At 71.2% G+C, this 16746-nt stretch carries 17 protein-coding genes and 1 pseudogene; 11 read left to right on the top strand and 7 right to left on the bottom strand.

Annotated elements, in window-relative coordinates:
- The 10 genes from BU204_RS09955 to BU204_RS09910 are packed head-to-tail and all read left to right on the top strand — an operon-like array spanning position 1 to position 8210.
- On the top strand, positions 1 to 1140 hold the full coding sequence (locus tag BU204_RS09955) for an acyl-CoA dehydrogenase family protein (RefSeq protein WP_075125302.1): 1140 nt from the start codon (positions 1 to 3) through the stop codon (positions 1138 to 1140).
- Positions 1140 to 2384, top strand: coding sequence for an aspartate aminotransferase family protein (locus BU204_RS09950; protein WP_075125301.1), 1245 nt, complete (start codon positions 1140 to 1142; stop codon positions 2382 to 2384). The genes BU204_RS09955 and BU204_RS09950 overlap by 1 nt, the downstream gene beginning before the upstream one ends.
- Before the next feature lie 9 nt (positions 2385 to 2393).
- Positions 2394 to 2858, top strand: a complete 465-nt coding sequence (locus BU204_RS09945; protein ID WP_075125300.1) for a type II toxin-antitoxin system RatA family toxin — start codon at positions 2394 to 2396, stop codon at positions 2856 to 2858.
- Positions 2858 to 3340: a hypothetical protein gene (locus BU204_RS09940; protein ID WP_075125299.1), complete on the top strand. Its 483-nt coding sequence runs from the start codon at positions 2858 to 2860 to the stop codon at positions 3338 to 3340. Before BU204_RS09945 ends, BU204_RS09940 begins: the two co-directional genes overlap by 1 nt.
- Entirely contained in the window at positions 3337 to 4281 is a 945-nt protein-coding gene (locus BU204_RS09935; protein ID WP_075125298.1) for a VlmB-like protein, read from the top strand. Before BU204_RS09940 ends, BU204_RS09935 begins: the two co-directional genes overlap by 4 nt.
- Positions 4278 to 5318: a beta-ketoacyl-ACP synthase III gene (locus BU204_RS09930; RefSeq protein WP_075125297.1), complete on the top strand. Its 1041-nt coding sequence runs from the start codon at positions 4278 to 4280 to the stop codon at positions 5316 to 5318. Before BU204_RS09935 ends, BU204_RS09930 begins: the two co-directional genes overlap by 4 nt.
- 14 nt (positions 5319 to 5332) lie before the next feature.
- The gene (locus tag BU204_RS09925; RefSeq protein WP_075125296.1) at positions 5333 to 5581 is read left to right on the top strand and encodes an acyl carrier protein; all 249 of its coding nucleotides are present in this window, start codon (positions 5333 to 5335) and stop codon (positions 5579 to 5581) included.
- On the top strand, positions 5574 to 6809 hold the full coding sequence (locus BU204_RS09920) for a beta-ketoacyl-[acyl-carrier-protein] synthase family protein (protein WP_198942818.1): 1236 nt from the start codon (positions 5574 to 5576) through the stop codon (positions 6807 to 6809). The genes BU204_RS09925 and BU204_RS09920 overlap by 8 nt, the downstream gene beginning before the upstream one ends.
- Positions 6810 to 6858: 49 nt before the next feature.
- Positions 6859 to 7341, top strand: coding sequence for a MaoC/PaaZ C-terminal domain-containing protein (locus BU204_RS09915; protein ID WP_075125355.1), 483 nt, complete (start codon positions 6859 to 6861; stop codon positions 7339 to 7341).
- Positions 7317 to 8210, top strand: coding sequence for a diacylglycerol/lipid kinase family protein (locus tag BU204_RS09910; protein ID WP_198942817.1), 894 nt, complete (start codon positions 7317 to 7319; stop codon positions 8208 to 8210). The genes BU204_RS09915 and BU204_RS09910 overlap by 25 nt, the downstream gene beginning before the upstream one ends.
- 8 nt (positions 8211 to 8218) lie before the next feature.
- Here the strand turns inward: BU204_RS09910 and BU204_RS09905 are convergent, their stop codons facing one another.
- Together BU204_RS09905 and BU204_RS09900 are read right to left on the bottom strand one after the other, a co-directional pair.
- Positions 8219 to 8587, bottom strand: coding sequence for a hypothetical protein (locus BU204_RS09905; RefSeq protein WP_075125295.1), 369 nt, complete (start codon positions 8585 to 8587; stop codon positions 8219 to 8221).
- Positions 8588 to 8739: 152 nt separating this feature from the next.
- Positions 8740 to 9693 (bottom strand): helix-turn-helix domain-containing protein, encoded by a 954-nt coding sequence (locus BU204_RS09900; RefSeq protein ID WP_075125294.1) that lies wholly within the window; start codon positions 9691 to 9693, stop codon positions 8740 to 8742.
- 86 nt (positions 9694 to 9779) lie between these two features.
- Between BU204_RS09900 and BU204_RS39970 the strand changes: the two genes are divergently transcribed.
- Positions 9780 to 9941 carry a hypothetical protein gene (locus BU204_RS39970; protein WP_158073425.1) on the top strand — a complete coding sequence of 54 codons (162 nt, stop codon included), beginning with the start codon at positions 9780 to 9782 and terminating at the stop codon, positions 9939 to 9941.
- Between the two features lie 79 nt (positions 9942 to 10020).
- Here BU204_RS39970 and BU204_RS09895 read toward each other — a convergent pair whose 3' ends face one another.
- The 5 genes and pseudogenes from BU204_RS09895 to BU204_RS09880 all read right to left on the bottom strand — a co-directional run bounded on the left by BU204_RS09895 (position 10021) and on the right by BU204_RS09880 (position 16715).
- Complete coding sequence (locus tag BU204_RS09895) at positions 10021 to 11730, bottom strand: substrate-binding and VWA domain-containing protein (RefSeq protein ID WP_075125293.1); 1710 nt, start codon at positions 11728 to 11730, stop codon at positions 10021 to 10023.
- Between the two features lie 88 nt (positions 11731 to 11818).
- Positions 11819 to 13621, bottom strand: a complete 1803-nt coding sequence (locus tag BU204_RS09890; protein ID WP_075125353.1) for an AMP-dependent synthetase/ligase — start codon at positions 13619 to 13621, stop codon at positions 11819 to 11821.
- A gap of 205 nt (positions 13622 to 13826) precedes the next feature.
- Positions 13827 to 14063: a proprotein convertase P-domain-containing protein gene (locus tag BU204_RS42220; protein ID WP_408607999.1), complete on the bottom strand. Its 237-nt coding sequence runs from the start codon at positions 14061 to 14063 to the stop codon at positions 13827 to 13829.
- A gap of 135 nt (positions 14064 to 14198) precedes the next feature.
- A pseudogene (locus BU204_RS09885) lies at positions 14199 to 15014 on the bottom strand (S1 family peptidase); the annotation flags it as partial.
- Between the two features lie 33 nt (positions 15015 to 15047).
- Complete coding sequence (locus BU204_RS09880; RefSeq protein WP_075125292.1) at positions 15048 to 16715, bottom strand: M14 family metallopeptidase; 1668 nt, start codon at positions 16713 to 16715, stop codon at positions 15048 to 15050.
- Between the last annotated feature and the right edge of the window lie 31 nt (positions 16716 to 16746).

The raw sequence follows: 16746 nt of genomic DNA, 5'->3' as shown, positions 1-16746 counted from the left end.
ATGCAGTTCATGGAGGCCGACCGGCAGGTCTGCGACAAGCTGCTGCCCGGCCTGCGCCAGCAGCTGACCGAGATCCCGCTACCCGAGCTGGAGTCCGAGGACAGCGCCGCGATCGAGATCTTCCGGGCGCACGGCGGGACGAACCTGTTGGTGCCGCGGAACTACGGCGGTCTGGACGCCTCGCCGCTGGAGGCGGCGAGGGTCGTCCGCGCGTTGGCGGCGACGGCACCGTCGATGACCGTGGCGACGATGATGCACCACTTCTCGCTCGGCACGCTGTTCGCGCTGGCCGAGCTGGTCCGCACCGAGTCGGACGGGGAGGACCTGCTGCTGCGGCGGGTGGTCGGCGAGCGGCTGCTGGTCGCCTCGGGCTTCGCCGAGGGCCGCTCGGCGCAGGGCATCCTGGCGCCGACGATGACCGCCGTGCCGGTCGACGGCGGATACCTGGTGAACGGCGCGAAGAAGCCGTGCAGCCTCTCGATCTCGATGGACCTACTCACCGCGAGCGTGGGTGTCGAGCAGCCGGACGGGACGACCGCGATGGGTCTGCTGCTGCTCCCCGCGGACTCGCCCGGCATCTCGGTGCACCCGTTCTGGTCCACGTTCGCCCTGGCCGGCGCGGAGAGCAACGAGGTGCGGCTCACCGACGTGCTGGTCTCCCCCGAGCAGATCATCGCCCCGGAGCCGGCCCTCGCCGACGCCATGGACCGGCTCACGACCGTCGGCCTGATCTGGTTCCAGCTCAACGTCTGCGCCGCCTACACCGGCATCGCGAGCCTGCTGGTGGAGAAGGTGCTGCACGGTGCGCGCGGCAGCGTGTCGGACCGGGCGGCGCTGGCGGTGCGGATCGAGTCGGCGGCGGCGCTCACCGAGGGCCTCGCCCGGCGGATGATGGCCGGGGAGACCGACAACGACGCCCTCGCCACCTCGCTCGTCACCCGCTTCGCGGTTCAGGACGCGGTGACCGCGGTCGCGAGCCAGGCCGTCGAGCTCCTGGGCGGAATGGCCTTCGTCGCCACCACCGACATCGCCTACCTGGTCGCGGCCGTCCAGGCCATCGCGTTCCACCCGCCCTCGCGCACCAGCGTGGCCGGCGGGCTGCTGGACTACTACGCGGGCTACCCGATGGTCGTGGCCTGATGCCCACCGCTCTCGAGGCTCCGGCGGAGGCGGTGCTGGCCGGCTACCGGCGGCACCTCTCCTCGGCGCGGGCCGCCCTCGGCGAGATGTTCGGCGGCGACGTCGAGGTCTCCGCGTCGGGCGCCTGGGTCCGCACGGCCAGCGGCCGCGAGCTGCTCAACTGCGGTGGCTATGGCGTCTTCCTGATGGGCGCCCGGCACCCTCGGGTACTGGCGGCGGTCCGCGCGCAGCTCGAGGAGAACCCGGTCGCCACCCGCCTGCTCCTCGAGCCGCAGGCCGCGCTCGCCGCCGAGGCGCTCGCCGGCACCACCCCGGCGGGACTGGACCGGGTGCACTTCGCCTGCGGCGGCGCGGAGGCCGTGGAGGCGGCGCTCAAGCTGGCGAGGGCCGGCGGGAGACGACACATCGTGTCCATGGTGGACGGTTACCACGGGAAGACGCTCGGCGCTCTGTCGGCCACCGCTCGGCCGGTGTTCCAGCACCCGTTCCGCCCGCTGCTGCCCGACGTCAGCCACGTCCCGTTCGGTGACGCCGACGCGCTCACGACCACCCTCGCCTCGCTCGGGGGCGAGGCGTGCGTGATCGTCGAACCGGTCCAGGGCGAGGCCGGGGTCGTCGTTCCACCGGCCGGCTACCTGCGCGAGGTGGCGCGGGTCTGCCGGCGGTACGGCGCCTTCCTGGTGCTGGACGAGATCCAGACCGGGCTCGGCCGGCTCGGCACCTGGTGGGGCGCGGACCGCGAGGGTGTCGTCCCGGACGCCCTGCTCGTGGGCAAGGCGCTGGGCGGCGGAGTGCTGCCGGTGTCGGCCGTGGTGGCGACCGAGGCGGCCTTCGCGCCGTTCGACCGCGACCCGTTCATCCACACCTCGACGTTCTCCGCGGCGCCGCTCGGCATGGCCGCCGCACGGGCCGCGATCACGGCCATCCGCGAGGACGACCTGGTGGCGCGGGCGGCGCGGTTGGGTGAGCGGCTGCTGGCCGAGCTGCGCCGCCTGCTGACCGACGTGCTCGGGGATGCCGTCGCCGAGGTCCGCGGCGTGGGGTTGCTGATCGGGGTCGAGTGCGCGGTGGAGGGCCTCGCCGGCGAGCTGCTGCTCGAGCTGATGGCGGCCGGCGTGATCGCCAACCACTCGCTGAACTCCGAACGGGTGCTGCGGCTCACGCCGCCCGCCCTGCTGGACGACCGCGACCTGCAGTTCCTGCTGGACGCGTTCGAGCGCGCCGCGCGCGCGGTGCTGGACTGAGGAGGACGGATGCGGAACGTGGCACTGACCGTGCACATCGCGGAGCGGGACCCGCGCACCGCGCTGGCGCGAATTGCCGAGTTCGAGCGGTTCCCGAGCCTGGCCGCCGACGTGCGGCAGGTCGAGGCGCACGAGCACGGCACCTCCTGGGTGGTGAACTTCCGCCGGGGCCTGCTGCGGTGGACCGAGCGGGACGCGGTCGACACCGGCCGGCTGCGGATCGAGTTCGAGCAGTCGGACGGCGACTTCGCGTCGTTCTCCGGGTCCTGGCAGCTGGTACCCGGCGTCGGCGGCTGCGTCGTCCGGTTCACCGCGTCCTGGGACTTCGGCATCGAGAGCCTCGCCGGGCTGATGGACCCAATCGCCGAGCGGGTGATCAAACGGGTGGTCCGCGACGTGCTGGCCGGGCTGTTCGGCGTTGCCTCGGTGCTCGGCGGCGGCGAGGCGCTGACGGATCTGGACCGGGCAGCCTGATGGACGCGGTCAACCGGTTCGACACCCGGGTCACCCACGGGCTGATGCGCCTGGAGCAGGCGATCGCGCTCGGCGTGTGCGTGACGCTGTTCGTGCTGCACCTCGGCGAGGTGCGGTGGCTGCCGGCGGTGCTGCTGTTCGCCTACATCGACCTCGTGGGGTACCTCCCCGGCGCACTCGCCTACCGGCGCAGCGAGACGGGGCGGATCCCGAAGGCCTACTACGTGCTCTACAACCTGACCCACAGCTTCGCCACCCAGGCGGCGCTGGTCGCGGTGTGGGTGCTGGTGGCCGGGTGGGAATGGGCGCTGCTGGCGATCCCGATCCACCTCTGCGGGGACCGGGCCCTGTTCGGCAACACGCTCAAGCCGTTCGCCGTCCGGTTCGAGCCCGAACCGCACCCCGCGTTCGTCCGCCTGGCCGCCGAGGTCGAGGGCCGGGCACTGCGCCCCGTGACAACACGAGGGCTGGCAACGTCATGAGCACCCCGACCGGGCCCGTGGCCCTGGAAACCAGTTGGGATACCGCTCCCAGTCTGCTCGAGGGCGCGGTCAGCACGGAGCTGACCGCGCGCCGGGCGAACCTGCGGTACTGGCTGGAGAACGTGGCGCAGGGGACGCTCGCCGGTCGGCCGGACGGGTACGACCCGGCCCTGGCGGTGCCGGCTCTCATGCGCTCCCCCGGACCGCTGCGGGAGGCGATCGCCCAGGAGTACGCGTTCCGTTCGGTGGCCGAGGACAAGGCGGCCCGCGCGCTGTCGTACCTGGTCGCCTCGGCGCCGGACACCGCGACGATGGAGTTCTACGCCACCCAGCTGCTCGATGAGGCACGGCACGCGATGGTGTTCCGCAACCACCTGCTCGCCCTGGGCGTGACCGACTTCGAGGCGGTGGCCGGCGCGGACGTCCGCGCGGTACTCGACCCGCTCGAGGAGTTCGGCCTCGCGGTCATGCGCGAGGACTTCGTCGGCGGAGTGGTGATGATGGCGATCATCATCGAGGGGGCACTCGCGCCGGCCGCGGAGCTGTCCGAGCGCAAGTGGCGTCCGCTGGACCCGGTCGCGGCCGAGATCGACCGCGGTGCCGGAATCGACGAGATCCGGCACCTCACCGTCGGAGCGTCGATCGCGCGGGAGCACCTGCTGGCCAACCCCGGTGACCGGCCGAGGGTGGTCTCGCTGATCCGTGCGGGCATGCACATGTGGACGGTGCTGCCGGTGCACGAGATCGTGCTGCGCCGCGAGGTCCTGTTCCAGCAGGGGCTGACCGAGCACGCGGACGTCGTCGGCGACTACGAGATCTGGCCGGGCCGCCGCCTGGTCGACACCACGCCGGAGGAACGGCTGGCCACCGCCGATCGGTGGTCGGCCGAGATGAAGGAGTCCCGGCTCCGCTTCATCGGTCTCGAGGAGGCCCTGCGGTGAACGCGACAGCGCGAGTACTTCCGTTCCCCGGCCCCGGCGGCACGGCGGCCGTCCTGACCGGGCTGGGCGCGTGGGTGCCGCCACGGGTGCTCTCCAACGCCGAGATAGCCAGCCGGTTGGACACCTCCGACGAGTGGATCCGGGCACGGACCGGAATCCACCAGCGCCACATCGTGGATCCGGGCATGTCCACCTCCGACCTGGCGGTGGAGGCCGGTCAGCGCGCGCTGAAGTCCGCGGACACCGACCGGGTCGACGCGCTGGTGCTGGCCACCACGACCCCGGACCGGCCCTGCCCGGCGACGGCCCCCGACGTGGCGTACCGGATGGGGCTCGAACGCTGTGCCGCCTACGACGTGAACGCGGTGTGCACGGGCTTCCTGTACGGCCTCGCGTCCGGCGCGGGCCTGATCGCGGCCGGGGTCGCCGAGCAGGTGCTGGTCATCGGCGCGGACACGTTCTCGACCATTCTCGACCCGGACTGCCGTAACACCGCGGCGATCTTCGGCGACGGTGCCGGCGCTGTCGTGCTGCGGGCGGGATCGGCGCACGAGCCGGGCGCACTCGGCCCGTTCGACCTGGGCAGCGACGGCCGCGACGCGGATCTGATCATGGTGCCGAGCGGGGGCTCCCGGCAGCGATCCACCGTGACGCCGGCGCCGGCCGGCTCGGAGTACTTCACGATGGCGGGCAAGGCCGTGTTCCGCAAGGCGATCTTCCAGATGGCGGGCTCGGCGCAGGCCGTGCTGCGCAAGGCCGGCATCGGACTGCACGACGTGGACCGGTTCGTGATCCACCAGGCGAACGTGCGGATCATCAACGGCGTGGCGGACATGCTCGGCGTGCCCGTCGGGAGGTTCGTGCGCAACATCGACCGGTTCGGCAACACCGCGGCGGCATCGGTGCCGCTGGCGCTCACCTCCGCGACCGAGAGCGGGGAGCTGCGGGCGGGGCAGCGCGTGCTGCTCGGCGCGTTCGGCGGCGGCCTCACCTGGGGCTCGACCGTGTTGCGCTGGCCGGACATCGAAGCCATGTAGTGGAGGAAAACGCCATGTCGCCAACGGTTCTTCAGCGCCTGTCCGGGATCCTGGTGTCCTACTTCGGGGTCGAGGAGCACGAGGTGACCCCGGACGCCACGTTCGCCTCGCTCGACCTGGACTCCCTCGCGATCGTCGAGTTCGCCATGGTGGCGGAGAAGGAGTTCGGGGTCGTGCTCGGCGAGGACGAGGTCTCACCACGGGCCAGGATCGGGGACGCGGTGGCGGTGCTCACCGCGAAGGGCGCCGCCGGCAATGACTGACACCGCCGAGGAGTTCCACGCCGCGGTGACCGGTGTCGGTCTGGTCACCCCGGGCGGGGTTGGTGTCCGTCCCAGCTGGCAGGCGATCCTGGCCGGTCGCCCCACCGCCTCGCGGGACACCTCGCTCGACGGCATGTCCGTCGACATCACCTGCCGGATCCCCGGCTTCGACGCCGACGCCCTGCTCGGCCGGCGGAGAGCCTGGCGGCTGGATCGGTACGTGCACCTCGCGCTGGTCGCCGCGCGGGAGGCGCTCACCGACGCCGGTCTGGACCCGGCGGCCTGGGACGGCACGAGGGTCGGCGTGGTGATGGGGAACGCGCTCGGCGGCGTCGGCACGTTCACCGCACAGCACCGCACGATGCTCGCCGAGGGCGCTGACAAGGTGTCCTCGCTGCTCATCCCGATGATGGGGGTGAACATGGTGGCCGGCTACCTGGCCATGGACTGCGGCGCGCACGGGCCGAACCTGGTCACGACGACCGCCTGCGCCTCCGCCACGACGGCGATCGGCACCGCGCGGGACCTGCTGCGGGCCGGGCGGTGCGACATCGTGCTGGCCGGCGGGGCCGAGGCAGGTCTGTCCCGGCCGATCGTGGCCGGGTTCACCAGGATGGGTGCGCTGTCGGGTCGGGTCGACGACCCGGCCCGCGCCTCCCGCCCGTTCGACCGCGACCGGGACGGGTTCGTCGCCGCCGAGGGCGCCGGCGTCCTCGTGCTCGAGCGGCCCGAGCACGCGCGGGCGCGCGGCGCCCGCGTCCTGGCCAGGGTCAGCGGCTACGGGGCGTCGGCCGACGCCCACCACGCCACAGCGCCGGACCCGGCCGGCACCGCCGCGGAGGCCGCGATCCGCGCGGCGCTGGCGGACGCGGGCCTGAGCGCGTCCGATGTGGACCATGTGAACGCGCACGGCACGTCGACGGCCGCGGGTGACGCCGTGGAGGCCCGGGTGCTTCGGCGAGTGTTCCCCCGACGACCGGCGGTCACGTCGGTCAAGGGGGTCACCGGTCACCCGCTGGGTGCGGCGGGAGCCATCGAGGCCGCCTGTACCGCACTGTCTATTTCGGAATCAGTGGTGCCGCCGACGGCCAACCTCGAGTCCCAGGACCCGGAGCTCGACCTCGACGTCGTGCGCGGCGGGCCGCGGACCGTCCCGGTCGCCGCCGCGACGAGCAACTCGTTCGGCTTCGGCGGTCAGAACGCGGTACTCGTGCTGACGGCGAACTGAGGGCGCCATGGTCACGCTCTCCCCCACCGGCGACGAAGGAGGCCCGGTCGTGATCCGTTTCTCCCAGCCGAAGGCGCTGGCGGCCGCCGCCGGCACCAGGCTCGGGGTCTCCGCCTACCGCGAGGTCCCGCAGTGCGACATCGACACGTTCGGCGAGCTGACCGGCGACCGCCAGTGGATCCACCACGACCCGGAGCGGGCGGCGGACGGCCCGTTCGGAGCCACCGTGGCGCACGGCATGCTGAGCCTGTCGCTCGTCGTGCCGCTGCTGTTCTCACTGTTCGTTGTGGACGGTGCGGCGCTCGTGCTGCACAAGGGGTTGGACCGGGTGCGGTTCTGGGTACCGGTGCCGGCCGGCGCCCGGCTGCGGTTGGTGGCCGACCTGGTCTCGGTCTCGATCCGCCCACGCGGTTACGTCGAGGCGACGATCGCCGTGGCGCTGGAGTTGGCCGACGGACCTGTCGCGTGCTCGGCGCGGATTCGCCTGCTCTACCGGGAGGAGGAAAGGTGCACGCTCGCGACAGCATCCTGATCATCGCCAACCCGGCCGCCGGCGGTGTCGGCGCGGACCTCGTGTGGCAGATCGTGCGCCGGTGCGGCCGGCCGGTGTCCGTTCGGTGGACGGCCTTTCCGGGAGAGGGAACCGACATCGCGGCGGCGGCGGCGAACACGGCCGACCTGGTGGTGGCCGTCGGCGGTGACGGCACCGCCCGCGAGGTCGCGGCCGGCCTCGCGACCGCGTGGCGCGCGGTGCCGATGCTGATCATCCCAGCGGGTACGGCGAACTCGCTGTACCGCTCGCTGTGGGGGGCCACCCCGTGGGCGGTGGCGTTGTCCCGCGCCCTGGCCGGCGCCCCCGCCCGCCGACTCGACCTGGCCCGCCTGGACGGGCGCCTGGTGCTGTCCGGGGCGAGCGCGGGGTTCTCGCCGCGGGTGACCCACGCCGCGAAGGCGCGCGGGACGTCCTACCGGGCGGCGATCGAGGAGGTGGCGGCACGCTACCGTCCCTATCCCGGCCGCGTGCTGGTCGACGGCATTACAGTCCATAATGGATCGACGCTACTCGCGAACGTCGGCGGAAGTCGCTACCGGGGTGGGGAGTTCCAGCTGCTGCCGCACTCCGAGCCGGACGACGGCCTGCTGGACGTGTGCGTGATAGGCGGGGAGCACGAGGTTGCCTCGATCCTCCCGCTGACCACCGCAGGCACCCATCTCAACCGTCCGGGAGTGGTCTACGCCAGGGGACGGGTGGTGCGGATCGAACGCACGGACGGCGGGCCGCTCTGGTTCGAGCACGACGGCGAGGTACTGGCGACAGACCGCGCGAGCCGAACGCTCACCGTCTTCCCCGCGGCATTGCTGATGATCACGGCCGCCGAGAGCGCGGCCTCGGCGGCCTGAGGGCCGCGTTACTCGCCCGCGCGGGGCTTGCGCTGATAGACGCAGTGGACCCGGCGGAGCTTGCCGTCGGTGTCGAACAGGGCGTAGTCCACGCCAGCGATCGTGGCCGAGCCGGCGGGGTCGAGCATCGCCCAGGTGTAGCGGGCGCGCTGCCGGTGCGAGAACACCTCACTGGTCCGGCAGAACACGCGGTTGGGGTACTTGTTGCGGATACGGGAGATGTTGTCACTGATGGCGCCGAACCCCAGGGCCTCGACGGCGGGGGCGTGGTAGGTCCCCCCATTCGCCCAGGCCGCCTCGATCAGCACCCGCCGCTGATCGACGTCCGGCTCGTTCCACGAAGCGACGTAGACGTCGACCTGCTGCTGCTGGCTCACGTACCAGGTATATCGTCGAAACCCCTGCCAGGACGAGAGAACGTGAGTGTGCCTCGACCTGAGCGCGAGCATTTCGTCAACCCTGTCAACGATTGTTCCGTCCCCGCCTCGATGATCAGTCGAGTGATGGTCCAGAGTGGACGGGAGCAGCTCTAGCAGCCGAAGGTGCGCCGGTAGTCCTTGGGGGCGACGCCGACGACCCGGTTGAAGTGGTGGCGCAGCAACGCGGCGGAGGAGAACCCGCACTGGTCGGCGATCTCCTCGACCGAGAGCCGGGTCTCCTCGAGGAGTTGGCGAGCGTGCAACACCCGCTGCATGGTGAGCCACCGGTGTGGCGTGGTGCCCGTCTCGGCCACGAACCGGCGCGCGAACGTGCGCTCGGACATCCGCGCCCGCTGGGCCAGGGCGGCCACCGGGTGGTCGGTCGCCAGGTTGGCGACCATCCAGGTGAGCACCGGGGAAAGGCTGTCGGCAGTGCACTCCGGCATCGGCAGCTCGATGTACTGGCGCTGTCCCCCGTCGCGCTGGGGCGGCACCACCATCCGCCGCGCGATCGCGGTCGCCGCGGCCGACCCCTGCTCTCGACGCACGAGGTGCAGGCAGGCGTCGATGCCAGCAGCCGTGCCCGCACTGGTGACGATGTCGCCGTCGTCGACGAACAACACGTCCGGATCGAGCAGCGCCTTGGGGTACCGCTCGGCGAGTTGGTCGGCATGACGCCAGTGCGTGGTACAGCGGCGTCCGTCCAACAGCCCTGCCGCTCCGAGCACGAAGGCACCGCTACACACCGAGAGCAGGGTGGCCCCCCGAGCGGAGGCGGTCCGCAGGCACTCGAGAACCGCGATCGGGTAGTCGTCCTCGTCGCGCATGGTGACCGCCGGCACCGCCACGAGATCCGCGTCCGCGACGGCGTCCAGCCCGTGCTCCGGCGTGATCCGCGCCCCGACACTCGTCCGCAGGGGCCGCCCAGCCTCCTCCCCACACACGAGAAAGTCGACGAAGGGCACCCCCTCATCCCTCCGATCGAGGCCGAAGACCTCGCACAACACCCCGAACTCGAAGGGCGCGACGTCCTCGAGCAACACCGCGGCGACCGTCTTCAGCATGCCCAGAGCCTACTTGGCAGGATTTATACGCACAAGGACAGACCTGCCACTGGTGGCAGGATCAAGCCGAACGCAAACTTAGTGCCATGGAACTTCTCATCACCGCCATCGTCATCGCCCTCGTCATCCACGGCCTGGAGCGCAACCGCATCCGCCAGTCCGCCCTCCACCCCCACCTGGCCGGCAGCACCGACGTCCAGGACCGCGACACCGAACGCACCTCCTGCGAACTCCTCTCCCGTGCGTGACCCCCGGGAGAAGCGAGGGGCGCGTGTTGAACGATCAACGGGCGTGCGGGGCCGGCCTCGATGAGGTCGGCCCCTCTGCTCAGCCCCCGGCCTGAGGCTGGCACGCGGGCGGCTGGCACAGCAGCTTCGCCAGCGCCGCGTAGAAGATGTCGCCGATCTTCGTGGGATCCGGTGTGGTGAACTCCTGCCCACCCGTCGCCGCCGAGATCGCGCGCAGCTCCTCCCGGTCTATGTCGGGGCCGATGCCGATGCCGAAGATCTGTACCGGCCGACGCGGGTCCTGCAGGGCGCCCAGCTCCTTCAGCAGCTGCTGCCGGCTGATCCCGTTCGCGTCCTCGTTCCGACCGTCGGTCAGCACCACGACGACGTTGATCCGCCCGGGCTCGTAGTTCTGCCTCGCCGACCGGTAGGCGGCCAACGTGCTGTCGTACAGCCCTGTCGCCCCGTTCGGCAGCGCGGTCACCTGCGACAGCCGGTCGATCGCCCCGTTGGCCGCGTGCTCGGACACCAGCCGCACGGGAAGCAGCTCGCGGTAGTCGCGGTCCTTCCCGTCCAGGTCCGTCGAGAACAGCCAGATCCCCAACTTCGTCGTCGGCTTCATCAGCCCGATGCCGAGCTGCGCGGCCTGCAGGGTCACCGCCATCCGGTTGCGGCCGGTGCCCGGCACGGGTTCGTTCATCGACCCCGAGACGTCCATCAGAACCTGGATCCGGGCGCTCAGGTTCACCCCGGCCCACTCGTTCAGCACCGTGTCGAGCTCACCCGGGCCCGGCGGTGGCGCGGGCGTCATCTTGGCCGCGTTGGTGCGCTGGTTGGTGTCCCGGTCGCGCAGCATCTCGCCGTCCGGGGTGCGGAAGCCGGCGTCGGTCATCGTGTCGGCGGACTCCTGGGCGATCAGCTCGGCCAGGAAGCGCTCGGCCGCGTCCCGCTTCTCCCGGCCGGTGTCGGGCAGCACGACGTACGGGTAGTCCAGCGACGGCACCGTGTCCGAGGCGTACGCCGCGACCAGCGGGTTGTCCGAGGACCGGACGTTGTGCCGGAGCACGGCCAGCTCGGAGGTCGGGAACCCGTCCAACGGCTGGGCCGCGCTGGTCGTTCCGGGCAGCCGCTCGAACAGCTCCCTCTCCTCGGTGACGGTGTTCGTCGACAGCGCACGCAGCCGGGAGGTGATCGCCTTGGCGGCGTCGGGCACGCCCTGGTACAGGCTCCGCACGCCGAACAGCGCGGACGCGCCGGTCGGTGCGCGGGCCGGGTCGGGCAGGCCGATCCTGAGGTTGGTCGGGGCCTCCGGGCCGAGCACCCGTGACCAGGCCAGCTCCTGGTTCGGCCAACCGAGCCGGGTCGCGGCGTCCTCGGTGAGCGCGAGCACGACGGGCGAGCTGGCGATCGAGGTGCCGTTGATCGGCACGTTCCAGGCGCCCTTCTCCTGGGCACGCTGCAACCAGATCTTCGACTCCGGGATCCAGACGTCCGGCCGCTCGCTCCCGTCGGACACGACGAGCGAGTCGGCGACGGTCGAGGAGTCGCCGCCGGTCACGGCCACGTCGTAGCACGCACCGTCGTCCTTTTCGGACACACGGTCGGCGACCTGGGTGACCACCGGCGCGATGTCCTCGGCGGCGGTCACCTTCACCACCGTCGTCGACTCGCAGCTCGAGGTCCTGAGGCGGTCGCTGAGCAGGTCGTAGCTGAACCAGCCGAGCAGGGCCAGCACGAGCAACACGCTGAGCACGACGACCGGCGACTTGGAGCGCAGGCCACGCGGCTTGGTCGACGAGTGTCGCCCCATCGCGGTCGCCCTCCGGAGTCGGGACAGAGACGTGGTCGAGTCGGAGAAACCCTACCCGGTGTTTCCCCGTTATCGAACAGTGATGAGATCAGGAGTACAGGGATTCGACGTCGGCGGCGAAATCCTTCATGATCACATTTCGCTTGAGCTTGAGCGACGGGGTCAGGTACCCGTTCTCCGGGTTGAACTCGGTGTCCAGGATCCGGAACTTCCGCACCGACTCCGCCGTGGAGACCGCGAGGTTTCCCTCGTCGATCGCGCGCTGGATCTCGGCAACAAGGTCGGCGTCCTCGGCCAGATCGGAGACCGTGGCGTGCTCCGGCTTGCCGGCCGTGGTCTTCCAGTAACCGAAGTAGTCGGCGTCGATGGTGACCAGCGCGGCGATGTACTTCTGCCCGTCGCCGACCACGAGGGCCTGTCCCACCAGCGGATGCGCCGAGATGCGGTCCTCGATCACGGACGGCGCGACGTTCTTGCCGCCGCTGGTCACCAGGATCTCCTTCTTGCGGCCGGTGATCTTCAGGAAGCCCCCGCTGTCGAGCTCGCCGAGGTCGCCGGTCGCGAACCAGCCGTCGCCGTCGATGGCCTCCCAGGTCGCCTGCTCGTTCTGCCAGTAGCGGGGGAACAGCCCCTCGCCGCGCAGGTAGATCTCCCCGTCCTCACCCACCCTGATCGCGGTGCCGGGCAGCGGCCTGCCGACGGTTCCCGGCTTGTAGAACCCGGGGGCGTTGACGAACGAGGCTGCCGTCGACTCGGTCAGCCCGTAGCCCTCGAGCACGATGATGCCGACGCCGCGGAAGAAGTGGGTGAGCCTGGTGCCGAGCGCCGCTCCGCCCGAGATCGCGTACCGCACCTGGCCGCCGAGAGCGGCACGCAGCTTGCTGTAGACGAGTTTGTCGAACAGGGCGTGCTTGAGCCGGAGCCCGAGGCCGGCCTTCCCGCCGGCCTCGCTGTAGGCGATGGCGGTCGCCGCGGCGGCGTCGAAGATCTTGCCCTTGCCGCCGACGTGAGCCTTCTGCCGGGCGCCGTTGTAGACCTTCTCCAGGACATAGGGGACGGAGAGGATGAACGTCGGCCGGAACTCGGCCAGGTTGTCGGTGAGGGTCTTCACGTCCGCCCAGTGCCCGAGCGTCGCCCTGGCCAGCACCGCGCCGACCTCGACCATCCGGCCGAACACGTGGGCCAGCGGGAGGAACAGCAGCGTTGAGGGCGTCGCCGCGGTCGCTTCGTCACCCTTGAACATCGCGGCCAGGTACTCCACGGCGTTGCCGACCGAGGCGAACAGGTTGCGGTGGGTGAGAACGACGCCCTTGGGCCGGCCGGTGGTGCCGGAGGTGTAGATGATCGTGGCGAGATCGTCCGGGACGACCGAGCGCCTGCGCTCCTCGACCGCCTCGGTCGAGGTCTCCCGGCCGGCGGCGACCAGCGTGTCCACCGCGCCGCCGTCGATCCGCCAGACCTGCTTGAGGTCGGACAGCGCACCGCGTACCGCGTCCACCTTCTTCTCCAGGGCCGCGTTCTCGACCACGACGGCCACGGCGCCGGAGTCGGACATGATCCACTCGATCTGCTCCTCGGAGGAGGTCACGTAGATCGGCACCGACACAGCACCCGCGGCCCAGACGGCGAAGTCGAACAGCGTCCACTCGTAGCAGTTCGCGGACAGGATCCCGACCCGGTCGCCGGCGCCGACGCCCTGTGCGATGAGTCCCTTCGCGACGTCGATCACCTCAGCGAGGAACTGCGCCGCCGTGACGTCCCGCCACGCGCCGCCGACCTTGCGCCGGAACGAGACAGCGTTGGGCGCCTCGTCGGCGTTGGTGTAGACGATGTCGGCCAGGCCGCCACGGTCCGGCACGGTGGCCAGCGGAGGGACGGCGAGTTCGCGCATGATCAGCTCCTCGAGCACGGGCGAGGGTGCGACGCTGGTCCCAGCCGTCCTCAGCGACGCATTACCTCGGAGTAACCCTCGCTATCTTGCCCGCGATACGCGCCGAGAGCCACCCCCGACTACCAGGGGTGTCGCGCCGGTTTCGGGAGCCGCGACGACGAGGGCGCGCCCGGGACGGGGTCCCGGACGCGCCCTGGTGTCGAGATCAGACGCTGAGCTTCCAGCCGTCCAGGGTCCCCGTGTCGGCGGCGAAGACGTCCCGCACCCGCAGCTGCCAGGTGCCGTTGGCCGTCTCGCTGGCGAGGTTGACCGCGTACGTCTCGTTGACGTTGTCGGCCGAGTCGCTGCCGCTGGTGTTCTTCAGCCGGTACGTGCTGCCATCCGGGGCGACCAGGTCGATCTGCAGGTCACCGCGGTAGGTGTGGGTGATGTTGACCTCCACCCGGCTGCCCGAGGATGCCGCGCCGGTGCAGCCCGCGATGTCGATCGGGCTGTTCACCGCGGCACCGGCGTCCGGGATCGCGACCCGGGTCGTGCTGGCGACCGTGGCGCAGGTCGGCGGCGGCGTCCCGCCGCCCAGGGTCGCCGCCGCGGCGGCGATGGCCGAGGCGAAGTGGCTGGTCTGGGCGTACACACCCGGGTTCTCCGGCCGCGCGCAGCCGATGCCCCAGCTGGTGATGCCGACCTGGACCCACGCGCCGGCGTTGTCACGACGGAACATCGGACCGCCCGAGTCGCCCTGGCAGGTGTCCACGCCGCCGTCGTCCCAGTTGCCGGCGCAGATCTCCTCGGCCGGCACCAGGTCGGAGTAGGCCGACTGGCACTGGGCGTCGCTGATGAACGGGACGTCGGCCTTGAGCAGGTACCGCTGCTGGCCTCCGCCCTCGGTCGCCGCACCCCAACCGGCGACGGTGAACGTGCCGTTGTCGTAGGCGGGCGTGTCGGCGACGGCCAGCGTCGGCACGTCGACCGCGCGCTCCAGGCGGATCAACGCCCAGTCGTCACCGTCGGGGTTGTTGTAGCCCGGCGAGCGGTAGACGTAGTTCGACCGGACGGTGATCCGGTTCGGGTCCTGCAGGTCCACCGCACCCAGCGTGGCGGTGATGCCGGTGTTGTTGCCGGTCGCACCGACGCAGTGCGCCGCGGTCAGCACCAGCTGCTGGGTGTACATGGCGCCACCGCAGCCCATGGACAGCCGGACCATCCAGGGGAACTCGCCCTGGGCGGCCCGCACGCCACCGACGACCTGGGGCTGAACGTCGTCGCCCGTCGCGGGCGGCGGTGCGGCGACGCTCTGCCCCGCGGCGGCGCCGAGCACCGCCGCGGCCCCGACCGCGACGAGGGTCGCCCGGCCGGCCAGCCGTCTCAGCGTGGATTTCCAGGAGTGGATCATTGATCACTGTCCTTTCCGGTCGTGCCTGGGAAATCAGAAGGTGATGGCCCAGCGGTCGAGGTAGCCCGTGTCGGCCTGGTAGAGGTCGCGCAGCCGCAGCCGCCAGGTACCGTTGGCGACCTCGCTGGACGCGTTGACCGAGTAGGTGGCGACGAGGTTGTCGGCCGAGTCGCTGCCGCTGGTGTTCTTCAGCCGGTACGTCGTGCCGTCCGGGGCGACGAGGTCGACCTGGAGGTCACCCCGATAGGTGTGCTTGATGTCGACCGCCACCTGCAGGTCACCGGGGGCGTTGCCGGCCACCCCGGTCACGTCGATCGTGCTGTCCACGGCGGCACCGGCGTCCGGGATGGTCAGGTCCGTGGCGTTCTCGAAGGTCGGTCCGGGAGGTGGCGGCTCGCTGCCGTCGCAGGTCTCGCCGATCACCCGGTACACGCAGTCGGAGTACTCGAGCAGCCGCAGCACGGCCTCCCGGTTGCGCGAGGTCTCCCGGGCGATCACCTCATCGGGCGGGTAGAAGCCGTTGAGGCCGCCGGAGGACGGGTACATCTCGAAGGTGTAGGCGAAGATCCGCTGGTCGCCCCACAGCCAGTCGTCGATCGAGCCGTCGGTGATGTACAGGTCCGAGGCCTGCTCGGGCGTGTAGCCGTTGGTGCTGGCCATCTGCTGGCCGAGGGTGGCGAACGCGTTGCGGTCCCGCGCGGTCAGGCCGGGCGCGGTGTCCGCGGTGGTGTAGCCGTAGGGCCAGAGCACCAGCTCGGAGAACGTGTGGAAGTCGATGTTCGTCTTGATCTGCTGCTCGCCGCCGACGACCCGGGTGCGCACGAAGTCGGCGACCACCTTGACCTCCGGCGCGGACTCCGGCGCGGTGCCCCGGTAGGTGTCGCTGGAGGGCGAGCCGGACGAGCCGCCGCAGCACCCCCACTGGTATGCCCAGTTGCGGTTCATGTCGGTGCCGATCGCCGAGCTGCCGGAGTTCGGCTGCCGGTTCTTGCGCCAGCCGGCGTAGGACCCGGTGCTGATGTCGTACTCGCCGCCGTCGGGGTTCATGTCCGGCACGATCCAGATCTCACGGCTGTTGACCATGTTCGTGATCCGGCTGTCGGTGCCGTACTTGTCGGTGAGCTCGGCGACCAGGTACAGCGCCATCTCCACCGTGAGGTGCTCGCGGGCGTGCTGGTGGTGGGTGAACAGCACCTCCGGCTCGTCCTCGTCGGTCGCCACGTTGTCGGAGATCTTCATCGCGACGATCTCGCGGTTCTGGTACGAGCGGCCGATCACCCGCTTGCTGATCAACGTCGGGTGGTCGGCGACCGCGGCGTTGAGCACCGCCGTCATCTCGGCGAAGTTGTGGTAGTTCGAGTCGGCCGGCGGGAAGTCGAACGCCGTGACGTCCTCCGCCTCGTGGTCGTGGCCGTGGCCGCCGGGGGCGGGCTGTGCGTCGACGTGCAGGCCGAGCGCCTCGATGGCCCGGACCTCCTCGGCGGTGGCGGTGACGTTCAGCGCGCCGTGCTCGACGGAGTTGATCGCGGCACCGGTCTTGGCGACCGCGTTGCGCGTGTGGCCGTCGATCTCGCCGGTGACGTAGTACTCCGAGGTGGTCCGGTCCGCGGGCTCCTCCGAGGCCGCGTTGCCGGTAGAGGACAGGACAAGGGACAGGGCGAGCAGCGCCCCGGCCATGATGGACGGGCGTGTGTGTCTCACGCGTTCCTCCCGCAGGGGACGCCGACGGTGT

Origin of the sequence: Actinophytocola xanthii (genome assembly GCF_001921205.1) — a bacterium.
In the GTDB taxonomy this organism is placed as follows: Bacteria; Actinomycetota; Actinomycetes; order Mycobacteriales; family Pseudonocardiaceae; genus Actinophytocola; species Actinophytocola xanthii.
The sequence above is the reverse complement of the archived record's forward strand: the minus strand, read 5'-3'. Positions and strand labels throughout refer to the sequence as shown.